A 19,047-nucleotide genomic window follows, 5' to 3' on the forward strand; every position below is an offset into this window, starting at 1 on the left:
AGCCCTAAAATTGCTATTTTCACCTAAAAATCAATCCCTTTCCCAAACTCATCCACACTATCTGGCACATCACTAAACAAAGTCACATGTCCCATCTTGCGGTTGTGTTTCGCTTCTATTTTACCATACATGTGGAGGTGGGCGCTTGGATTTTCTGTGACATATTTTTCAGCGGCCTCGACGTGCTGGCCGAGGACATTGAACATGACAGCTGGTCCATGAAAGTGAATTGCTGGCAATGGTGCTCCGAGAACGCCTAAAACATGGGTGTCAAACTGCGAGAAGTCGCAAGCTTCGATAGAGTAATGCCCAGAGTTGTGTGGACGTGGTGCAATTTCATTGACAATGATGTCGTCAGCAGTCGCAAACATTTCCACGCAAAGAGTTCCAGAAAGGTTCAGTTGTTCAGCAATTCGCACTGCCATAGCTCTGGCTTTGTTTGCTAGACTTTCAGAAATGCGAGCAGGTACAATAGTTTTTGAAAGAATGTTGTTGCGATGGATATTCTCCTGAATAGGGAAGACTGTCACATCCTTGCCATTTCCTGACACGATGACAGAAATCTCAAGGTCAAAGTTGACAAATTCTTCCAAGACACAGTCTGCTGAATCAGCTAGTGCATAGGCTTCTTCCAAGTCTGCTTCCGAACGAATGACCTTCTGACCATGGCCATCGTAACCACCGGTCGCCGTCTTGAGGACATAGTTTTTCGATAGGTCGATATCTACCAAGTCTTGACTTGAGGTCACAACCTTGTAAGGTGCAACGGTTACTTTGGCCTTGTTTGAGAGAAAGTCCTTTTCAAAAATGCGATTTTGAGAAATGCGGAGCAAGTCCGTTCCTTGAGGGAGTTGCCCATCCTTGATAACAGCATCCAAACCGTCGGCATCCACATTTTCAAACTCATAAGTGAGGACATCGCAACGCTCCGCCAACTGGCGAAGAGCGTCCACATCATTATAAGGAGCCACGATAATCTCCGCCACGCGAGAGGCTGGGCAATCCGCCACAGGATCCAGCGCGATAACCTTGTGACCCATGTAGATAGCAGAAATGGCCATCATCTGACCAAGCTGACCGCCTCCAATAATTCCGATTGTTTTAGATGAGCTCATTTGTAGACTCCTCTGCGATTTTTCCTTGTTCTTCAGCAAAATCTGCCAAAGCTATCGCGATAGCCTGATCCTCTACTGATAGGAGACGAAGGGCAAAGAGGGCCGCATTGGTCGCACCTGCTTCACCGATAGCCATTGTCGCAACAGGCACACCACCTGGCATCTGTACGATAGAATAGAGCGAGTCCACGCCACTAAGCGCACGTGATTTGACGGGCACACCAATGACTGGAAGTGTAGTCTTAGCAGCGACCATCCCTGGCAAGTGAGCTGCACCACCCGCACCTGCGATGATGACCTTGATGCCACGGCTACGTGCTTCTTCCGCATGTTTGAACATGATGTCTGGTGTACGGTGTGCGGAAACAACTTTCTTTTCGTAGGCTACACCGAAGCGGTCTAGAACTGCTGCTGTTTTTTGCATGGTTGCCCAGTCAGATTTTGAGCCCATGATGATGGAAATTACTGGTTTCATAGTTAATATCCTTTTCTTTTTTGATAATGGTCTTAGGTGGTGGGGACGGAAGCAAACCTTCGATTTCATTCCTAAAATTTGAGCCCAAGTCTCAAATTTTCCCTAGACCAGAACATTCACTGTTCTGGTCTTTTCACCACGGCGACCATTATCTTACTTTGGCTCGCTTTCGCTCGCCATTGTCAAATATAGTATCTGTTAATCTTTTAACGCTTTGCTTCCAATGTCATTTCGATAGAAGAGGCCTTCTGTGTTTTGTTTGTTGAGTTGGCTGTAGATGATGTTTTGGCCGTCTTTGACGGTGTCTGCTGTGGCGACCAGCATGTAGACGCGTCCGCCGTTTGAGAGAAGGTCTTGGCCATTTTCAGCGAATTTGGCACCAGCATAGTAAGTGATGATGTCACCTTCTGTCTTAGCTGGAAGCTTGACACCCTTCTCATAAGCGAGTGGATAGCCATTTGAGGCTACAACCACACCTAGTGTCACACCCTTGTCCGTCCAAGTGATGGCTGGCTTTTTGCCATCCAAAATGTCAGTGATGTTTTGTGCAAAGTCAGATGTCAAACGAGGTAAGATGATTTGCGTTTCAGGATCTCCAAAACGAGAGTTGAACTCGATGACTTTCGGTCCATCAGCTGTCAAGATTAGCCCCGCGTAAAGGACACCAAGATACGGACGACCTTCTTTGATCATGCCTTCAAGAACTGGCTTGACAATGGTGTCAACCGCTGTGTCAACCACGCTCTGTGGTAAGTGAGGAACTGGTGCATAGGCACCCATCCCACCAGTGTTAGGACCCTTGTCGCCATCATAAGCACGTTTGTGGTCCTGAGCCGTTGGCATGATATAGAACTTGTCTCCATTGACAAAGGCAAAGAGAGAAAACTCTTCCCCGTCAAGGAATTCTTCGATAACCACACGCGCACCTGAATCACCGAATTTATTGTCCAAAAGCATCTCGTGAGCAGCTTCGACTGCTTGCTCCACTGTCTCCGCAACGACGACACCTTTCCCAAGGGCCAAACCGTCTGCCTTGACGACGATTGGAGCGCCTTTTTCCTCGATGTAGGCCTTGGCTTCCTCGAAATCTGAGAATGTGCCATAGGCTGCTGTCGGAACGTCGTATTTGACCATGATTTCCTTAGCAAAATCCTTGGACCACTCAAGCTCAGCAGCAGCCTTTGTCGGACCAAAAGCTTTGAGTCCAGCCGCATTGAAATCATCCACGATACCAGCCGCAAGGGCATCATCTGGACCGATAAAGGTCCAAGCAATATCGTTCGCTTTTACGAAGTCAATCAGCTTAGAATGTTCGGAAATTCCGATGTTGATCAAATCAAGACCGTCCAATGTCATCCCGTCATTCCCAGGAGCCACGAAAACTTTCTCAACGTCTTTAGACTCTAATAACTTCTTAGCAATCGCATGCTCACGACCACCTGAGCCAACAACTAACAGTTTCATCTCTCAACCTCTTTTGCGAATTATTTAATAACATTATACCACAAACGTTCGCTTTAATCTTGTTTCGTTCAGCTTTTTAATCAAAAAAAGGAAAGAAACTGTTTTCTTCCCTTTCATTTTCTTAATGTCTAAAATGTCTTACTCCTGTGAAGACCATAGTCAAGCCGTATTTATCAGCAGCTTCGATGGATTCTTGGTCACGGACAGAGCCTCCAGGCTGGATGATAGCTTTGATACCTGCTTTGGCGATTTCTTCCACGTTATCCGCAAATGGGAAGAAGGCATCTGAAGCAAGAACAGCGCCGTCAAGACGGTCTTTAGCTTGGTCAATAGCAATACGAACTGAAGCCACGCGATTGGTTTGCCCAGGGCCAACACCAAGTGTCATGTGATCATTGGTCACGATGATACCATTTGATTTGACATACTTGATAGCCTTCCAAGCAAACTCAAGAGCTGTCGCTTCTGTCTCAGTTGGTTGGCGTTTAGTCACCACTTGCCAGTCAGCTGGGCTTTCTTTGACCACGTCTTGGTTTTGAACGAGGAGACCACCAACAACACCAGTGTATTCTGCTTCTACTTCGCTAGCGTCTTGAGCATCAAATGGCAAGGCAAGGATCCGCAAGTTTTTCTTTTTGTTGGTCAAAATAGCTAGCGCTTCATCCGTATAGCTTGGTGCGATGATGATTTCAAGGAAAACGCCGTGCATCTTCTCAGCTGTCGCAGCATCTACTTCACGGTTGAGAACGACAATACCACCAAAGATAGACACTGGATCAGACTCATAAGCGTAATCCCAAGCAGTTTCGATATCGTCAGCTTGACCAATCCCACATGGGTTCATATGTTTGAGAGCCACAACGGTTGGACGTTCTTTGAAATCGCGAATAATACGGATAGCAGCGTCTGCATCGCGAATATTGTTGAAGGACAATTCCTTACCGTTGAGCTGTTTCGCTGATGCAATCGAATAATCCGTTGGCAAAGCTTTTTGGTAGAAGTCAGCGTCTTGTTGAGGGTTTTCACCGTAACGCATTGGTTGCTTAAGGTCATAGGTCAAAGTGAGTTTTTCTGGTTTTGCTTCACCCACTTGAGCTGTGAAGTATTCTGCAATCAAGGCATCATAAGCTGCTGTGTGACGGAAAACCTTGGCTGCTAAACGTTGGCGAGTTTCATAAGTAGTTTCACCATTTGTTGCCAATTCGTCAAGGACCACTGCATAGTCCGCAGGATCTACCACAACCGTCACGCTGGCATGGTTTTTAGCTGCTGAACGAAGCATAGATGGCCCACCGATATCGATGTTTTCAACCGCATCAGCGTAAGTCACATCTGGTTTAAGAATCGTTTCCTTGAATGGGTAAAGGTTGACCACAACAAGGTCGATCAATTCAATCTTGTTGTCCTTAGCCGCTTCCAAGTGGCTATCCAAGTCACGACGAGCAAGAAGCCCTCCGTGGATATTTGGGTGGAGAGTCTTGACACGACCGTCCATCATTTCTGGGAAACCAGTCACATCGTCGATGGCAATGGTGTCCACCCCAGCATTGTCAAGGGCAATCTTGGTCCCACCTGTAGAGATGATATCCCAACCAAGTTTTTTAAGTTCTTGGGCAAATTCTACAATGCCCGCTTTGTCTGAGACGCTGATTAAGGCCTTTTTCGTCATTCTATTCCTCTTTCTTTAGATCCAAGCGCATAGCGACTTCGTTATTTTCTTCTATAAATCCTGTTTCCTGAAAACCCAAACTAGTCAGTAGGTGCTTCATTTTTTCATTTCCAACCACATAATCTGCGATAATATGATTGCAAGTGCTATCCATCTGAGCCTTTTTGATCAAAACTTCCAAGGCTTTTCGTCCATAACCTATTCCTTGGTACTGCTGGCCAATCATTATCCTCCAGATAAAGTATTCCGCTTCATCCTTATCTATTTCCAACAGGAGAAAACCAACTACAAGCTTATTCCAATAGATTGCCATTGGAAACACATCCCCATTCTCTCGGTAGAGCCATGCGTCAGCTAAAGAGCGTACATTTGGAGCCACGAAACGTGCTCGTTCATCAGCGTCAGATATTTTCAAATCCAGCACTGCCTGAAAACTGCTCTCATCTACTAATTTCATCTCAATCATTTTTTCTCCTAGCAATATTGCATAATCAAAACTTGATTTACTTTTTATCTACTCTCCACTCCCAAATGTTCCAATACTTCTGGATAAAGTTTGTACTCTGTTTCGTGGATGCGAGTCTCGAAAGTATCAAGGGTATCCCCTTCAAGGCGTGGCACACGGACTTGTTTGATAACCTTACCGGTATCAACACCAGAGTCCACCCAGTGAATAGTCACGCCAGACTGGTCAACGCCTGCATTCCAAGCATCCTCAATACCATGAGCACCTGGAAATTCGGGGAGATAAGCTGGGTGAATATTGATGATACGGCCTTCATAAGCTGCTAGCAAGGTTGGACCGACGATTTTCATGTAGCCTGCAAGACAAACCAAGTCAATCTGGCGTTCATCCAAGAGATCGACGATGGCTCCTTCATAGTCTGCCTTGTTTTCAAACTCCTTGAGTTCAAAAGCGTAGGATAATACCCCAAGATTCTCTGCACGCTCAAGTACATAGGCATCCCGATGATCTGAAAAGACAAATTCTACTGGAAATTGTTCTGCAATCACCTGAAAGTTTGAGCCGTTGCCAGAGGCAAAAACAGCAATCTTTTTAGCCATTATTTAATCACCACACTTGCATCTGTCTTCTTGACAATCCGACCGATTTCATAGACAGGTTCGTCGAGAAGTTCTTTGACACGTTCCACATTTTCTGGTTTTACTGCAAGCATGAGACCAATCCCCATGTTGAAGATTTCAAACATTTCTTCGTGTTTGATTTGGCCATATTTTTCAAGAGCTTTGAAAATTGGAAGAACTGGGACTTTGCTTTCATCAATTTCAGCAGCCAAGTCATCAGCGAACATACGTGGTACATTTTCGATGAAACCACCACCTGTGATATGGGCAATCCCGTTGACCAACTCTTCCTTAATGAGTGGCAAGACAGCCTTAACGTAGATACGAGTTGGTTCCAAAAGAACGTCCTTGAGTTTCTTGCCTTCCAATTCTGGGAGGACTTCTTCACCTGTATAATCCGCAAAGACACGACGGACGAGCGAGTAACCATTTGAGTGGATTCCGCTTGAAGCAAGTCCAAGAAGCACATCACCTTCAGCCACTTTTGAACCGTCGATGATTTGAGATTTTTCTGCAACACCAACAGCAAATCCAGCCAAGTCATAGTCGTCTTCACCATACATACCAGGCATTTCAGCAGTTTCCCCACCGATGAGGGCCGCACCTGCTTGTACACACCCTTCGGCTACACCAGCAACGACTTGTTCCAATTTAGCTGGTTCATTTTTACCAGTTGCTACGTAGTCAAGGAAGTAAAGGGGCTCAGCACCTGCAGCGATGATGTCATTGACGCACATGGCTACACAGTCTTGACCTATGGTATCGTGCTTGTCATACTTGATGGCTAACATAAGCTTGGTTCCAACACCGTCCGTCCCTGAGATCAAAACAGGCTCTTTGACACCTGTCTTTGAAAGGTCAAACATGCCACCAAAACCACCTAGAGCGCCCATCACACCTGCACGCTCTGTACGTCCCACGTGTTTTTTGATGCGTTCAACAACTTCATAACCCGCTTCAACATCCACACCAGATTGAGCGTATGCATTTTTAGACATAATCTTTCTCCTTTTCCTTTTCATTCCAAGTTTCAATAAATACCTTTTCAAATTCATCTATTTGTTGAAGATTTTCTAATAGAAAGTCAATGAGTGTTTGAGTTGCTTCAGATAACAACAAGTTTTCATCTGAAGCATCAAAATTTAGAAATTTATTAGAAGTATTAAAACCATATTTACTATATTTGTCAAATGTCAAAAGTTTAAATTTCCGAGACTGTATGTCTGTTAAATTTTTTTTAGATATTGATAAATAAACATCTGTCTGAAAATTACTATATGTTATCTCATAAAAATAGGCTGAACCAGTAGACCATTCTGTATTTTCCTCTTTAACAACATTGTCAATAAAATTATCTAACCGTCTTGTTCTAAAACGTAAAAAAGTTTTTGAACAATATTTTTCATCGAAAATTAAATTTCCCTGTTCATTTAGATAATTTAAAATACCGACTAATTTTTCACGAAGCATCTGCGTATCAGGTCTGTTTTCAAAAATAAGATCTAAAACTTCTTTATATTTAAAATAAATTTCAGCACTTAACTCTTTCAACTCTATATCATTCAAAATATTTCTCCTAATATTATCATTGTACTCTTTAAGAATGTAAGAAACTTTCTCATTATCAACCTCATCCACATACAATTCTTCTAGTATATCTGAAATATCTTGATATGAAAGTAAACTCCAAAATTGCCTTTCCTCAACATCAGCATCTATCGGTGCATCTCCATTTGGTGTCAGATAAATATATATATTACGATAACCAACATAAGAATTTTCAATAAATTTTCTATATTTTCTCAACTGATTGTCATGGTCGGAAGTGAAAGTTTTATTTTCAATAACTAAATTTATTCGATGTTCTTTATTTGTATACAGAACATCAATATTATTTTTACTTTCTCTATATACTTCTGCTTTTGAGAAATCTTTCAATATTATTTCAGTTGGTTTAATTGTTGCAAAAGATAGATTATTATCAAACACTTTCATCAATATTTTTTTGAAAAACTTATCTTCCAATTTATGACTTTCTCTGGGATCAAGCAACCAAGCTAATACCCGACTATGACGAATTTCAGCACTAGTTATCCCTAAAATTTCAAAAATATTAACTCCCGTTAACCATCTTGAAAAATCTTTTTCCGAATTTTTTTCAAGGTACAGCAGAAACTCAGTAATTTTATTTTCTATTTTCACCACTAACCCTTTTCTAATAGAATGAAGTTTTTTCTTCTAAACTTCTACGATATTCTTCTTCATAGTCATAGAGAGGAGTTGGATAGTTCCCATCAAAGTAAGCCACACAGAGACCGCCATTTGGCGCATCTGTCTCAATACCAATAGAGTCAATCAAGCCCTCAATAGAAAGATAAGTCAGGCTATCTGCACCAATAATTTGACAGGTTTCTTCAACCGTATGATTGGCCGCAATTAATTCCTCACGACTCTGAATATCAATTCCATAGAAACATGGATAAGCCAGAGCTGGGCTAGCAATCGCCACATGAACTTCTGTAGCACCTGCTTCTTTCAGCAATTTTACGATACGACGAGATGTTGTGCCTCGTACAATCGAGTCATCGATCATGACCACGCGCTTGCCTTTAACGACACCAGAGACGGCAGACAATTTCATCCGAACCCCTTGCTCGCGCAATTCTTGGGTCGGCTGGATGAAGGTTCGTTGGGTATATTGGTTCTTGATAAGCCCCATTTCATTTGGCAGACCTGATTCTTCGGCAAAGCCCATGGCTGCGCTGAGTGAGGAGTTTGGTACCCCAACCACAATATCTGCTTCATGCTTTAACTCACGTGCCAGTTGAGCTCCCATTCTCTTACGAGCCGTATGGACGTTGACTCCGTGGATATTAGAGTCAGGACGTGCGAAGTAGATATACTCCATGGAACAGATAGCCAACTGAGTATCGTTTGTATAGCTGTCATACTGGATGCCATTGTCATCAATAATGACAATCTCGCCTGGCTTCACATCACGAATCCACTCAGCACCGATTACTTCAAAAGCACAGGTTTCAGATGAAACCACTACTGCTCCATTAGCCATTTTCCCGATTGACAGAGGTCGGAAGCCATTTGGATCAAGCGCTGCAATTAACTTATCTTCAAACATCAAGAGATAAGCAAAACCACCTTTGACAAGACTGAGGGCTTCCTTAATTTTACCCATCAGGTTTGGATTGTGGCTACGGCGAATCAAGTGAGCTAAGATTTCTGAATCAGAAGTCGAGCTAAAGATTGCTCCTCTTTGTTCCAATTCTTTCTTGAGAGATTCTGCATTGGTCAGATTCCCATTATGAGCCAAACCAAACTGCATATCATGAAAGCGGAAAAGGAAAGGTTGGATATTATCTACAGAAGCTTCTCCCGCAGTCGCATAACGCACGTGCCCAATCGCTCCAGTTCCTGTCAATTTATCCAAATTCGCAGGATTTTTGAAGACTTCTGATAAAAGCCCCATATCTCGATGACGCTTCAATTTCCCTTGGTCATTGGAGAGGATTCCTGCCCCCTCCTGACCACGGTGCTGAAGACTATGGAGTCCAAAATAGGTCAATTTGGCAGCGTCTGGGTGACCCCAGATACCAAAAACACCACATTCTTCATTAAGAGATTTTACTTCGTATGTCATTTTATATACCTAATTTTCATTTCTGCATCATTCCTTAGCGATACTAGAGCGGAATGATACGGTAGAAGCTCGTTTCACTCGCAACAATAAATCATTTGCAATTGTCGTAAGTTAGATTTACTTGATTTTACAATTACTGATGGTTATCTATCAGAAAATCTGCAAAGCCTATTTTCCAGTAAAGTATTTAACCGCTGATGCAAAGAGATATTGGTCTTTATTTCCTGGAATATTTTGGAAAAGACCGTCTTCGAAACGTTCTGAGTGTCCCATCTTACCGATAATTTGACCGTTCTTGCTTGTGATACCTTCGATCGCATTGACAGATCCGTTAGGATTATATTTAGAATCCATGCTTGGTTTACCTTCGAAGTCAACGTATTGGCTAAAGATTTGACCATTGTCACGGAGCTCTGCAAATTCTTCAGCTGTCACGACAAACTTACCTTCACCGTGTGATACTGGGATGGCATGGATGTCACCAACTTCCACTCCAGCAAGCCATGGTGAGTTCGTGTTAGCAATACGTGTTTCAACCATCTTAGCTACGTGTTGGTTGGCATCATTGTAGAAGAGGGTTGGACTAGTGTTGCTTGCATCTTCAAAGTTACCGTATGGAAGAAGACCTGATTTGACAAGAGCTTGGAATCCGTTACAGATACCGATAATCAAACCACCACCTTCGATGAAGCTATCAATGGCTGCACGCACTTTTTCGTTAAGCAAGATATTAACGATAAATTTAGCAGATCCATCTGGTTCATCTGCTGCTGAGAAGCCTCCTGCAAAGAAGATAATGTTAGCTTTTTCGATATTGTCAACCATGGTGTCAACAGACTTGACAATAGCTTCTTCATTAAGTGTTACAAATGGTACCAAGTTGACTTTTGCACCTTCTTTTTCAAAGGCCTTAGCGGAGTCATACTCAGAGTTAGTACCTGGGAACACTGGGATGTAAACCACTGGTGTCTCAACTGTTTCTTTGGCTTTGATAACAGCATCTGATGCCACCGCAGGTACTTCTTCCAACTCAGTTGCTTGTGCAAATTCCGTTGGATAAACCTCTTCCAATTTACCTTGGAAGGCACTGTCAAGCTTGTTTCCATCAAGCGTTACATCGTTGACAGCAAGTGTAAAGTCAGCTGTTGTTTGTCCAATCTTGGCAACACCTGAAATCTCTTCAGGAGATGTGAAGACGAATCCACCCAATTGAGCTGTCAAAGCAGTCTCAATATTTTCAAGGCTTACAGTAGCACCAATATGGTTACCAAATGTTGCAAGGGCAAGAGCTTCAAGGACACCACCATATTTGATAGCTGATGCTGCTGTCACTTTGTGATCAGCTTGGATGGCTTCAAACTTAGCAAAGTTAGACTTGATCAGATCAAAGTCAATTTCTTGTGCCAAAGCTTGACCTGGGATGTAATAGATATTTTCATCAGCAGACTTAAATTCTGGAGAAAGGACCTTACGGCTATCTGCAGTTGTGACACCAAAAGCAACCAAGGTTGGTGGTACTGTCAATTCTTCAAAGGTACCAGACATAGAGTCCTTCCCACCGATAGATGGCAACCCAAGTTGAATCTGAGCTTCAATGGACCCAAGAAGAGCAGCTACTGGTTGACCAAAACGCTCTGCTTGTTTATCCATCCGCTCGAAGTATTCTTGATAAGAGAAGCGAGCCTTAGACCAGTTTGCACCAGCAGCAACCAAACGAGCAGTTGCTTCGATGACTGCATAAGCCGCACCATGATATGGAGACCATTCGGCTACATAAGGGTTGAAGCCTTGCGCCATGGCTGATGCCGTATGAGTCACGCCATGTTGAACTGGCAATTTCTGTACAGAAGCTTCCGTTGGTGTAATTTGGTAGCGACCACCAAGTGGGTGATTAACTGTTGAACGACCAACTGAGCTATCAAAGATGGTTTGCAAGCCTTTTTGACTTGCATGGTTAAGGTCAGCCAAAACTGCAAGAGTATCTTCTTCAAGGGTTTCAGCAGATGTTTGACGTTCGTCTGGAAGCTTGACATCCTTGTCAACGACTTTAGCATCCACAACTACACGTACACCGTTTGTATCAAGGAAACGACGTTCCAAATCAACGATGGTTTCGCCATTCCAGTACATAACAAGATTTGGTTTTTCAGTCACTGTCGCAACGACAACAGCGTCAATATTTTCTTTGTTACATGCTGCAATGAAGGCGTCTACATCATCTGGACGAACCACTACAGCCATACGTTCCTGAGATTCAGAGATGGCAATTTCGGTACCGTTCAAACCTTGATATTTCAATGGCACTTTGTCTAGATCAATTTCAAGACCATCTGCCAATTCACCGATAGCCACACAGACACCACCAGCACCAAAGTCATTTGATTTCTTGATCAGACGGGTCACTTCCCCATTACGGAAAAGACGTTGAATCTTCCGTTCTTCGATGGCATTCCCTTTTTGAACCTCAGCACCAGCTGTTTCAACAGATTCAACTGTTTGAACTTTAGATGAACCTGTCGCACCACCGACACCATCACGTCCAGTCTTACCTCCGAGCAAGATAATCACATCACCTGCTTCAGGTTTTTCACGGACAACATTTTCCTTAGGAGCCGCACCGACCACGGCACCTAGCTCCATACGTTTAGCAACGAAACCTGGGTGGAAGTATTCATGAACATAGGTTGTTGCAAGACCAATTTGGTTACCGTATGAAGAATAACCGTGAGCCGCTGTTTTAGAAATCACTTGTTGTGGCAATTTCCCAGCGCGAGTCGCTGAAATTGGAGCTGTAATATCACCAGCACCTGAGATACGCATGGCTTGGTAAACGTATGAACGACCTGACAATGGGTCACGAATAGCCCCACCGATACAAGTTGCCGCTCCACCAAATGGTTCAATTTCCGTTGGGTGGTTGTGAGTTTCGTTCTTAAACATGAGAAGCCATGGCTCTTTCACACCATTGACATCCACTTCAATTTCAACCGAGCAAGCATTGATTTCATCTGACACTTCCATGTCGTCCAAACGACCATTGGCACGCTCATAACGACCAAAAATAGTCGCCATATCCATCAAGGTTTGAGGTTTTTCTGTACGTCCCAACTCATCACGCATGGCGATATATTTGTCATAAGTCGCTTGCAATTGTTTTTGGAATTTAGAAGCTGAGAAGTCGATATTCTTCAACTCCGTCTCGAAAGTTGTGTGACGACAGTGGTCAGACCAGTAAGTATCCAAGACCTTAAGCTCAGTCTCAGTTGGTACACGTCCAATGGATTTGAAGTAATCTTGAATGAAGAGAAGGTCATCCACTTCCATGGCTAATCCTTGCTCGGCCTTATACTGTGCAAAATCTTCTGCTGTATAAGTTTCAAAGAAATCCAAACTTGGAATGGTCTTGTCAGACTCAGAGAAATCCTGTTTCGCAATGCCAACAGTGATATCTTTGAAACGAGAATCCACTGGGTTCAAGAGGTAGTTTTTAACAGCTTCCAATTCATTCGCATCAATATCCTTGTTCACCAAGTATAATTGAGCAGTATTGACTGTCACTTCACTAGAACTTCCTAGCAAAAGCAAGGCTTCTTGTGAAGATGCTGCACGTTGGTCAAATTGACCAGGCAAGCTTTCGATAGCAAAGAAAGCATAGTTAGCAAGGTCTGCTTGCACAGACGCTTCATCCAAAACAGTATCGGTCACTTGTTCAGAGAAGATATGTTTTTCCGCACGCGCAAACAAGTCCTCTGCCAAATTAAAGACATCATAAACCTGAACGATACGAAAATCATTCAAAGTTTTCAACTGAAGATTATGCTTTAATTCTTTTACTAAAGAGTGAGATTTCACACGAAAATCAGCTTTTTTCTCAACGAAAATACGTTTATCCATTTTATTTCCTTTATCTATTTCTACTTAAAGATTGTAGTGAGGACCAAGTAAAACTTTACTTCAAGCCCTGCAATTTCTCCACCACAACCTTGTACACATCTGTCAAACTTCCCAAGTCCCTACGGAAAACATCCTTGTCCATGTGGTGCCCTTCAGCATCCCAAAGGCGGCAGTTATCTGGTGAAAATTCATCTGCCAAGATAATTTTGCCATCCTTATCAAAACCGAATTCCAATTTAAAGTCAATCAAACGAAGACCAATTTGTGCAAACCAATCTTTCAGCAATCCATTGATGCGACGTGTTTCTTCCTTGATATAAGCAATTTGTTCATCATTGGCAATATCCAAGAACTTGACATGCTCATCATTGATGAATGGATCATCCAAATCATCGTTCTTATAGTAAAATTCAACGATAGGAGTTTTCAAGTCCAAACCTTCTTCCACGCCAAAACGTTTAGAAAAAGAACCTGCAGTCACGTTACGAAGAACAACCTCCAAAGGAATGATGGTCACCTTCTTATTGAGTTGTGCAGTGTCAGAAATACGTTCGATAAAGTGTGTCGCCACACCAGCCGCATTCAATTTTTCGAAAATAAGAGACGAAATCTGATTATTGAGCACACCTTTCCCCTCTATGGTCTCTTTGCGAGCTCCATTCAGCATGGTTGCCTGGTCCTTGTAGACCGACTTAATCACATTTTCGTCTTCAGTAGTATAGATATCTTTAGCTTTTCCCGTATAAATAAGTTTACTGGACATTTTATTGTTCGCCTTTCGTATTACTTTACATCATTCTAACACAGTTTTTACTAAATATCAAATATTTCACGAACTATATTTAATGTCATATCTGAAAAGGTACAGAAAAATCGCAAACGAACTTTCATTTGCGATTTTCTAAGATCGATTTGAGTTAAAAATAGAAACTTTATTCTTGTTTCAAAAAGCGGTCAAGATAGTAGCGTAAGAAACTCTTCCTACCTCTAATCATAGTCAAACGACCTTCAAGTCCATAACGAACCTTTTCTGCCTGTTCAGCACTCAAGTCCGTCTCTGCCTCTAATTTAAAGAAATTGCCCTTTTCTGTCTGAGTCGCACTGGTATCGATATTAGTAATCTTGGATGTCAACACTAGCTGCTTATTGGCATCCGTTACCGTTGTAAATCGTACCTCATTTCCATGCTTGAGACCAGCCACTTCCTTAGAACTGATATAAGCTGTCAGTTTTGCCTTCCTCTCCCTAGCCAACTGCGGAAATAGGTGAGCAAGGATCGTTCCTTCCGGAATGATGGTAGATCGACTATGCTCAGGATTCAGATGTAAAACACCATCTTCTGTTGCTGTAATTTTCCCCTTCTCTAAAAGATTTCCTTGAATCTTTTTACCTGACTCCACTTCAAGAATTTTCTGATCCAAGAGCGTTAATTCCTGGCCTACCTTGGCTAGTTGCTGGGATTTTAATGACTCCAACTGACTTCCTAATCCAGATGCATAAGCTTGCTGGGCTCCTGAACCTGCATACTGTACTCGATAACTTGCAAGAGTTGACTCCAACTGAGTGATGTGAGCATCTAGCTGAGATAAGGCCTGCTGTTTGGCTTCCGATCCCTGCTCTTTTGTTGACTGATAAGATTGATAAATGGCATAAGCTGAATGATCACTCTCTAAGACTCCATCAGCTTGAATAGCAGACTTGGCTTGCTGATATTCTTTAATTTTGGACTGGGTTTCACCGATGAGATTGCCTAACTCTGCCTGACTACCACTGGCTGCTGCATTTTGAGATGATATACTAGCATTTTGTTGCTCAACCTGACTTCGCAGACTAGCAGCTTGATTTAGATAATCTAAAAAACTATGCTGATAGCCAAATTTATCTGCTTCAGGAAATTGATCACTTCCTGCTTGAAGGCTTGCTTTTAAATACTCCAGTTGAACCTTCTGATCCTTGAGCATTTCCAACTGACTAGCATAATTCTCAGCCTGAACCCCTTCTGCCCCTTCTTGGTATTGAACCAGAAGCTCCCCCTTCTTAACCAGCTTATTTTCTTCCAAATGATTGGCAATAATGCGATTGTTGCTAGTTGACTGGATATTGGCAAGGATACGACTAGGTTCGACAGTAGCTCCAGCTGTCAAGCTTATCTCCTTTTGTGCAAAGATTGAAAAAACGATTAGGAACAAAAACAAGATAAAACTTGGAAAAATCACATAACTAGAAAAATTATGGTAACGACGATTATAAAACTCCGCACTTTCTAAAAATTCTGATTGCATCTTTTCTCCTCTCTAACTATTCACTAGATGGGCGTAAAATCCACCCTGAGCCAGTAAATCCATATGTGTACCCTCTTCGACAATCTTGCCCTGATCCAAAACAACCACCTTCTCTGTCCGCTCAGCAATGGTTAAACGGTGAGCGATGAAAATCAAGGTCTTATCCAAAGCCATGAGATTATCGACAATTCGCTTCTCGGTCAAAATATCTAGACTGCTGGTCGCCTCATCCAAGATCAAGACAGGCGCATCGGTCAAGAGAGCACGCGCCAAAGCGATCCTCTGACGTTGCCCACCTGAAATGCCCGCTCCATCCGAAGTCAATTCTGTCTGGTAATTCAGTGGCATGCGCTCGATATCCTCCCGAATCTCTGCCAACTCGACCGCCCGCAAGATATCCTCCTGAGTCGTCCCATCCTTGGCTCCAAGGAGAAGATTCTCCAAAATCGTTCCATTAAAGACATAGGGTTGTTGAGGCAGATAGTTGATATACTGACGCAGAGCCTTTTTATCAATCTGATTGAGATTGACACCACCCAGACTAATCTCTCCTTGACTTGGGTCGTAAAAATTAACCATCATCTTGGCCAATGTCGTCTTACCTGACCCTGAAATCCCCACAAAAGCCACCTTAGAGCCTTGAGGAATAGTCAAATTGATATCCGACAAGACGTCTCGACCATAGCCATACTTGTAGGAAACCTGCTTGAAGTCCATATCTCCCTTCATCAAGCTCAAATCCTCAACCGTTTTCTTCTCCTCAAACTCAGAAGCTACCAGGTAAACCTCATTTAGACGGTTATTGGCAACCTGCGCTGTCTGAAGTTTGGTTTGCAGATTGATGATATTTTCCAATGGATTTGTAAAGTAAATAAGCAAGGTATTATAGGTAATCAACTGGCCCAAACTCATCTTCTTGTCCATGACTAGGAGAGCCCCCATCCAGAGAATGGCAACATTGAGCAAGAGTTGGGCAAGCTTTTTCAGAGCCTTTTGCTGACTTTCTGCCCGACTGTAAGTAAAAGATTTTTTCAGATAATCTACAAATTCCTTGTCAATCTTTTGGTAGCGTGAACTTTCACTAGTTAAGGACTTGATGGTCTCAATGCCATTGATGTCCTCAATGATAGAAGAAGACAGAACCGCATTGGCTTCCATGGTATCCCGATTCATCTTTTCAAAGGGCTTCATAAAAGCAAAGATAATCACTGTATAGATAGGAAGGGCTAGCAAACTCATGAAAAAGAGATTGCTATTCTGTGAAAATAGAACTACTGAAATAATCAAGACAGTAGATACATCCAAAAAGATTGACAGAATAGTCGAAGCCAGTGCATCAATGATACTATTTGCATCCGTGAAACGAGATACGATTTCCCCTGTACGACGTGTCGCAAAGAAGGACATAGGCAGGTGAAAAACATGCTTGATATAGGACAAAATCACATCAATGGACAAGCGTTGCCCCAAAATAAGCAAGAGATACTCCTGAGCGTAGGACAAGATTTGCTGGAGAATATAAACAATAACCAGCCCAATAGAAATAATCCCAAGCGTCGAACGCATCTGATCTGGCACATAGGTATCAATGATAGACTGCAGATAATAAGAACCCACAATGTTAATCAAGGTTACCAAGAGTGTTGCCAAAACGATATTAGCAATCAAGCCACGCTGCTTCACTAATATAGGGATAAAAGAGAGCAGACCATTCTTTTGATCCTTATGAGGCTTATAGTCTGGACTCGGTGCCATAAAAAGAGTCATTCCTGTCCATTCTTCCGCAAAACGCTCACGTGGCAGTTTAGTCAACTTCACCCCGGGATCTGGATCGGCAATATGAATGCTATCCTTATCCTGCCCAGTCACCACATAGTAGTGGAGCAATTTCCCTTCCTTAAGCACATGAGCCACAAAAGGAAAGGTTACATCTGGCAAATCAAACAAAGTCATGTCGGCCTTAATGGCTCGCGTCTCAAAACCAATCTCCTCAGCAACCTTGACCAGTCCCAAAGCCGTGGTCCCATCCATGGTCGTCTTAGCCAACTCTCGCAAGTGAGCCAGAGAATAATAACTACCATAATAACCAAAGACCATGGCCAATGAAGCTACACCGCAGTCCATCTGATCCACCTGCGGACGATAATGACGTTTCCCAAATTTCATATCCTACTCCTTTTCCTAACAATCTCCAAAGAAAACTTTGTAAGATTATTTTATCCAAACAAAGAAGCAAAAAGAGAATTATTTCTAAAAAAACAATAACTGCACCTGAACAGCACTTTTTCCTACATAAAAATAGGTAGAACAAAGGTCCTACCTAAAATATATATTTATAAAGATTTCTTTTTCTTCCTAATTCTTTTATCAATCATGTACAAGACTATAAACGAAAATAGAGGTGGTACAAGATAACTCTTTTCACTCATTGTCAGCTGAAATCCCAGAGTTGTTAGTATCTTAAAAATGAAAATATTCATCAAAAATAGAAAAACAAATACTAAAAAATATCCTAAAATCTTCTTCATTTCTTTTCTTCAACTTTCCTAATTTCTACACCTATTTTATCACATTTTATCAAAAAATACATGTAAAACTCCAAATAAACTATAAACGATACAAATAGACACATCAAATGTACCTTTTGGACAAAGAAAATAGGTAGAACAAACGTCCTACCTGCTAAAAATATGATTTCAAAAGGAATATAGCATGAAAATTATATTTTTGTTTCTGAACCAAATTTGTAACCTACATTAAAAATTTTTACGCCAGCGTTTAATAATCCAGCAACAACCAGATTATAGTCGATTTGCATAATATCCTAATGCTGTTCCACCAGCAAAAAGAACTGTTGCTCCACCTGCTACCGCTGCACCTACTTTCCAAACAGATATTCCAACGATTACTAGAAGGATAACTCCCCCATCCACTTCCATCAACTCTTCTTACGTAAGAGCTACAAAATTCTGTTCCATTTTGTCAAAGTTTGTCATTCGTTTCCTCCTTCATTTTTATTTTTTTTGTTTGCGATTTTTAACCTTTAAACCATTTTAAAAGCCAAGTTGGATAAATAACTAAAATAATCATTCTTTTCTCTCCTTCCCAGCCTTCTCTCTTATCTATTCAAGAAATAAAAAAACAACATGACTTGCATGTTGCTATATGTTAGATTTTATCTTTAATGGCTTGTAACACATCTGCCACACTTTGGAGGTGATCGATTTCTTCATCACTAATTTCGATTCCAAATTCATCCTCAATGGTTAGTACGAATTCCATCAAATCTACCGAATCAGCATCCAAATCATCCTTCAAGCTCAAGGCCTCTGTGACTACAAAGTCTTCCCCTTGACGTTCTTGGATAATGGTCACGACACGGTCAAAAATTTCTTTATCTGTCATAT

Annotated in this window: 15 protein-coding genes and 1 pseudogene; all 16 read right to left on the reverse strand. The window is 42.0% G+C overall.

Features of this window, described 5'->3' with window-relative positions; all coding sequences use genetic code 11:
• Nucleotides 1-23: 23 nt before the first annotated feature.
• Nucleotides 24-1,115 (reverse strand): 5-(carboxyamino)imidazole ribonucleotide synthase, encoded by a 1,092-nt coding sequence (gene purK, locus QEZ38_RS07795; RefSeq protein ID WP_281335546.1) that lies wholly within the window; start codon nucleotides 1,113-1,115, stop codon nucleotides 24-26.
• Complete coding sequence (purE, locus tag QEZ38_RS07800) at nucleotides 1,102-1,590, reverse strand: 5-(carboxyamino)imidazole ribonucleotide mutase (protein ID WP_281335547.1); 489 nt, start codon at nucleotides 1,588-1,590, stop codon at nucleotides 1,102-1,104. Before purE ends, purK begins: the two co-directional genes overlap by 14 nt.
• Nucleotides 1,591-1,788: 198 nt before the next feature.
• A complete protein-coding gene (gene purD / locus QEZ38_RS07805) occupies nucleotides 1,789-3,054 on the reverse strand; it encodes a phosphoribosylamine--glycine ligase (RefSeq protein WP_281335548.1) in 1,266 nt (421 codons plus the stop codon).
• 121 nt (nucleotides 3,055-3,175) lie between these two features.
• Nucleotides 3,176-4,723, reverse strand: coding sequence for a bifunctional phosphoribosylaminoimidazolecarboxamide formyltransferase/IMP cyclohydrolase (gene purH, locus QEZ38_RS07810; RefSeq protein ID WP_281335549.1), 1,548 nt, complete (start codon nucleotides 4,721-4,723; stop codon nucleotides 3,176-3,178).
• Nucleotide 4,724: 1 nt separating this feature from the next.
• The gene (locus QEZ38_RS07815) at nucleotides 4,725-5,189 is read right to left on the reverse strand and encodes a GNAT family N-acetyltransferase (protein ID WP_281335550.1); all 465 of its coding nucleotides are present in this window, start codon (nucleotides 5,187-5,189) and stop codon (nucleotides 4,725-4,727) included.
• A 44-nt stretch (nucleotides 5,190-5,233) separates the two neighbouring features.
• Entirely contained in the window at nucleotides 5,234-5,788 is a 555-nt protein-coding gene (gene purN / locus QEZ38_RS07820) for a phosphoribosylglycinamide formyltransferase (RefSeq protein ID WP_281335551.1), read from the reverse strand.
• Nucleotides 5,788-6,810: a phosphoribosylformylglycinamidine cyclo-ligase gene (gene purM / locus QEZ38_RS07825; protein ID WP_281335559.1), complete on the reverse strand. Its 1,023-nt coding sequence runs from the start codon at nucleotides 6,808-6,810 to the stop codon at nucleotides 5,788-5,790. The genes purN and purM overlap by 1 nt, the downstream gene beginning before the upstream one ends.
• Nucleotides 6,800-8,011, reverse strand: coding sequence for a PDDEXK-like family protein (locus QEZ38_RS07830; protein ID WP_281335552.1), 1,212 nt, complete (start codon nucleotides 8,009-8,011; stop codon nucleotides 6,800-6,802). Before QEZ38_RS07830 ends, purM begins: the two co-directional genes overlap by 11 nt.
• A 13-nt stretch (nucleotides 8,012-8,024) precedes the next feature.
• Nucleotides 8,025-9,464, reverse strand: a complete 1,440-nt coding sequence (gene purF, locus QEZ38_RS07835) for an amidophosphoribosyltransferase (protein WP_281335553.1) — start codon at nucleotides 9,462-9,464, stop codon at nucleotides 8,025-8,027.
• A 168-nt stretch (nucleotides 9,465-9,632) separates the two neighbouring features.
• Nucleotides 9,633-13,358 (reverse strand): phosphoribosylformylglycinamidine synthase, encoded by a 3,726-nt coding sequence (locus tag QEZ38_RS07840; RefSeq protein WP_281335554.1) that lies wholly within the window; start codon nucleotides 13,356-13,358, stop codon nucleotides 9,633-9,635.
• 55 nt (nucleotides 13,359-13,413) lie between these two features.
• Complete coding sequence (gene purC, locus QEZ38_RS07845; protein ID WP_281335555.1) at nucleotides 13,414-14,121, reverse strand: phosphoribosylaminoimidazolesuccinocarboxamide synthase; 708 nt, start codon at nucleotides 14,119-14,121, stop codon at nucleotides 13,414-13,416.
• Nucleotides 14,122-14,290: 169 nt separating this feature from the next.
• Entirely contained in the window at nucleotides 14,291-15,640 is a 1,350-nt protein-coding gene (locus QEZ38_RS07850; RefSeq protein WP_281335556.1) for a bacteriocin secretion accessory protein, read from the reverse strand.
• 12 nt (nucleotides 15,641-15,652) lie between these two features.
• Entirely contained in the window at nucleotides 15,653-17,806 is a 2,154-nt protein-coding gene (comA, locus tag QEZ38_RS07855; protein ID WP_281335557.1) for a peptide cleavage/export ABC transporter ComA, read from the reverse strand.
• Between the two features lie 167 nt (nucleotides 17,807-17,973).
• Complete coding sequence (locus tag QEZ38_RS07860) at nucleotides 17,974-18,168, reverse strand: hypothetical protein (RefSeq protein ID WP_075232278.1); 195 nt, start codon at nucleotides 18,166-18,168, stop codon at nucleotides 17,974-17,976.
• Nucleotides 18,169-18,441: 273 nt separating this feature from the next.
• Nucleotides 18,442-18,636: pseudogene (locus tag QEZ38_RS07865) on the reverse strand (class IIb bacteriocin, lactobin A/cerein 7B family).
• 172 nt (nucleotides 18,637-18,808) lie between these two features.
• Nucleotides 18,809-19,045, reverse strand: coding sequence for an acyl carrier protein (locus QEZ38_RS07870; RefSeq protein WP_075232277.1), 237 nt, complete (start codon nucleotides 19,043-19,045; stop codon nucleotides 18,809-18,811).
• Nucleotides 19,046-19,047: the final 2 nt, after the last annotated feature.

It is taken from the genome of Streptococcus taonis (genome assembly GCF_029948085.1).
Lineage (GTDB): Bacteria > Bacillota > Bacilli > Lactobacillales > Streptococcaceae > Streptococcus > Streptococcus taonis.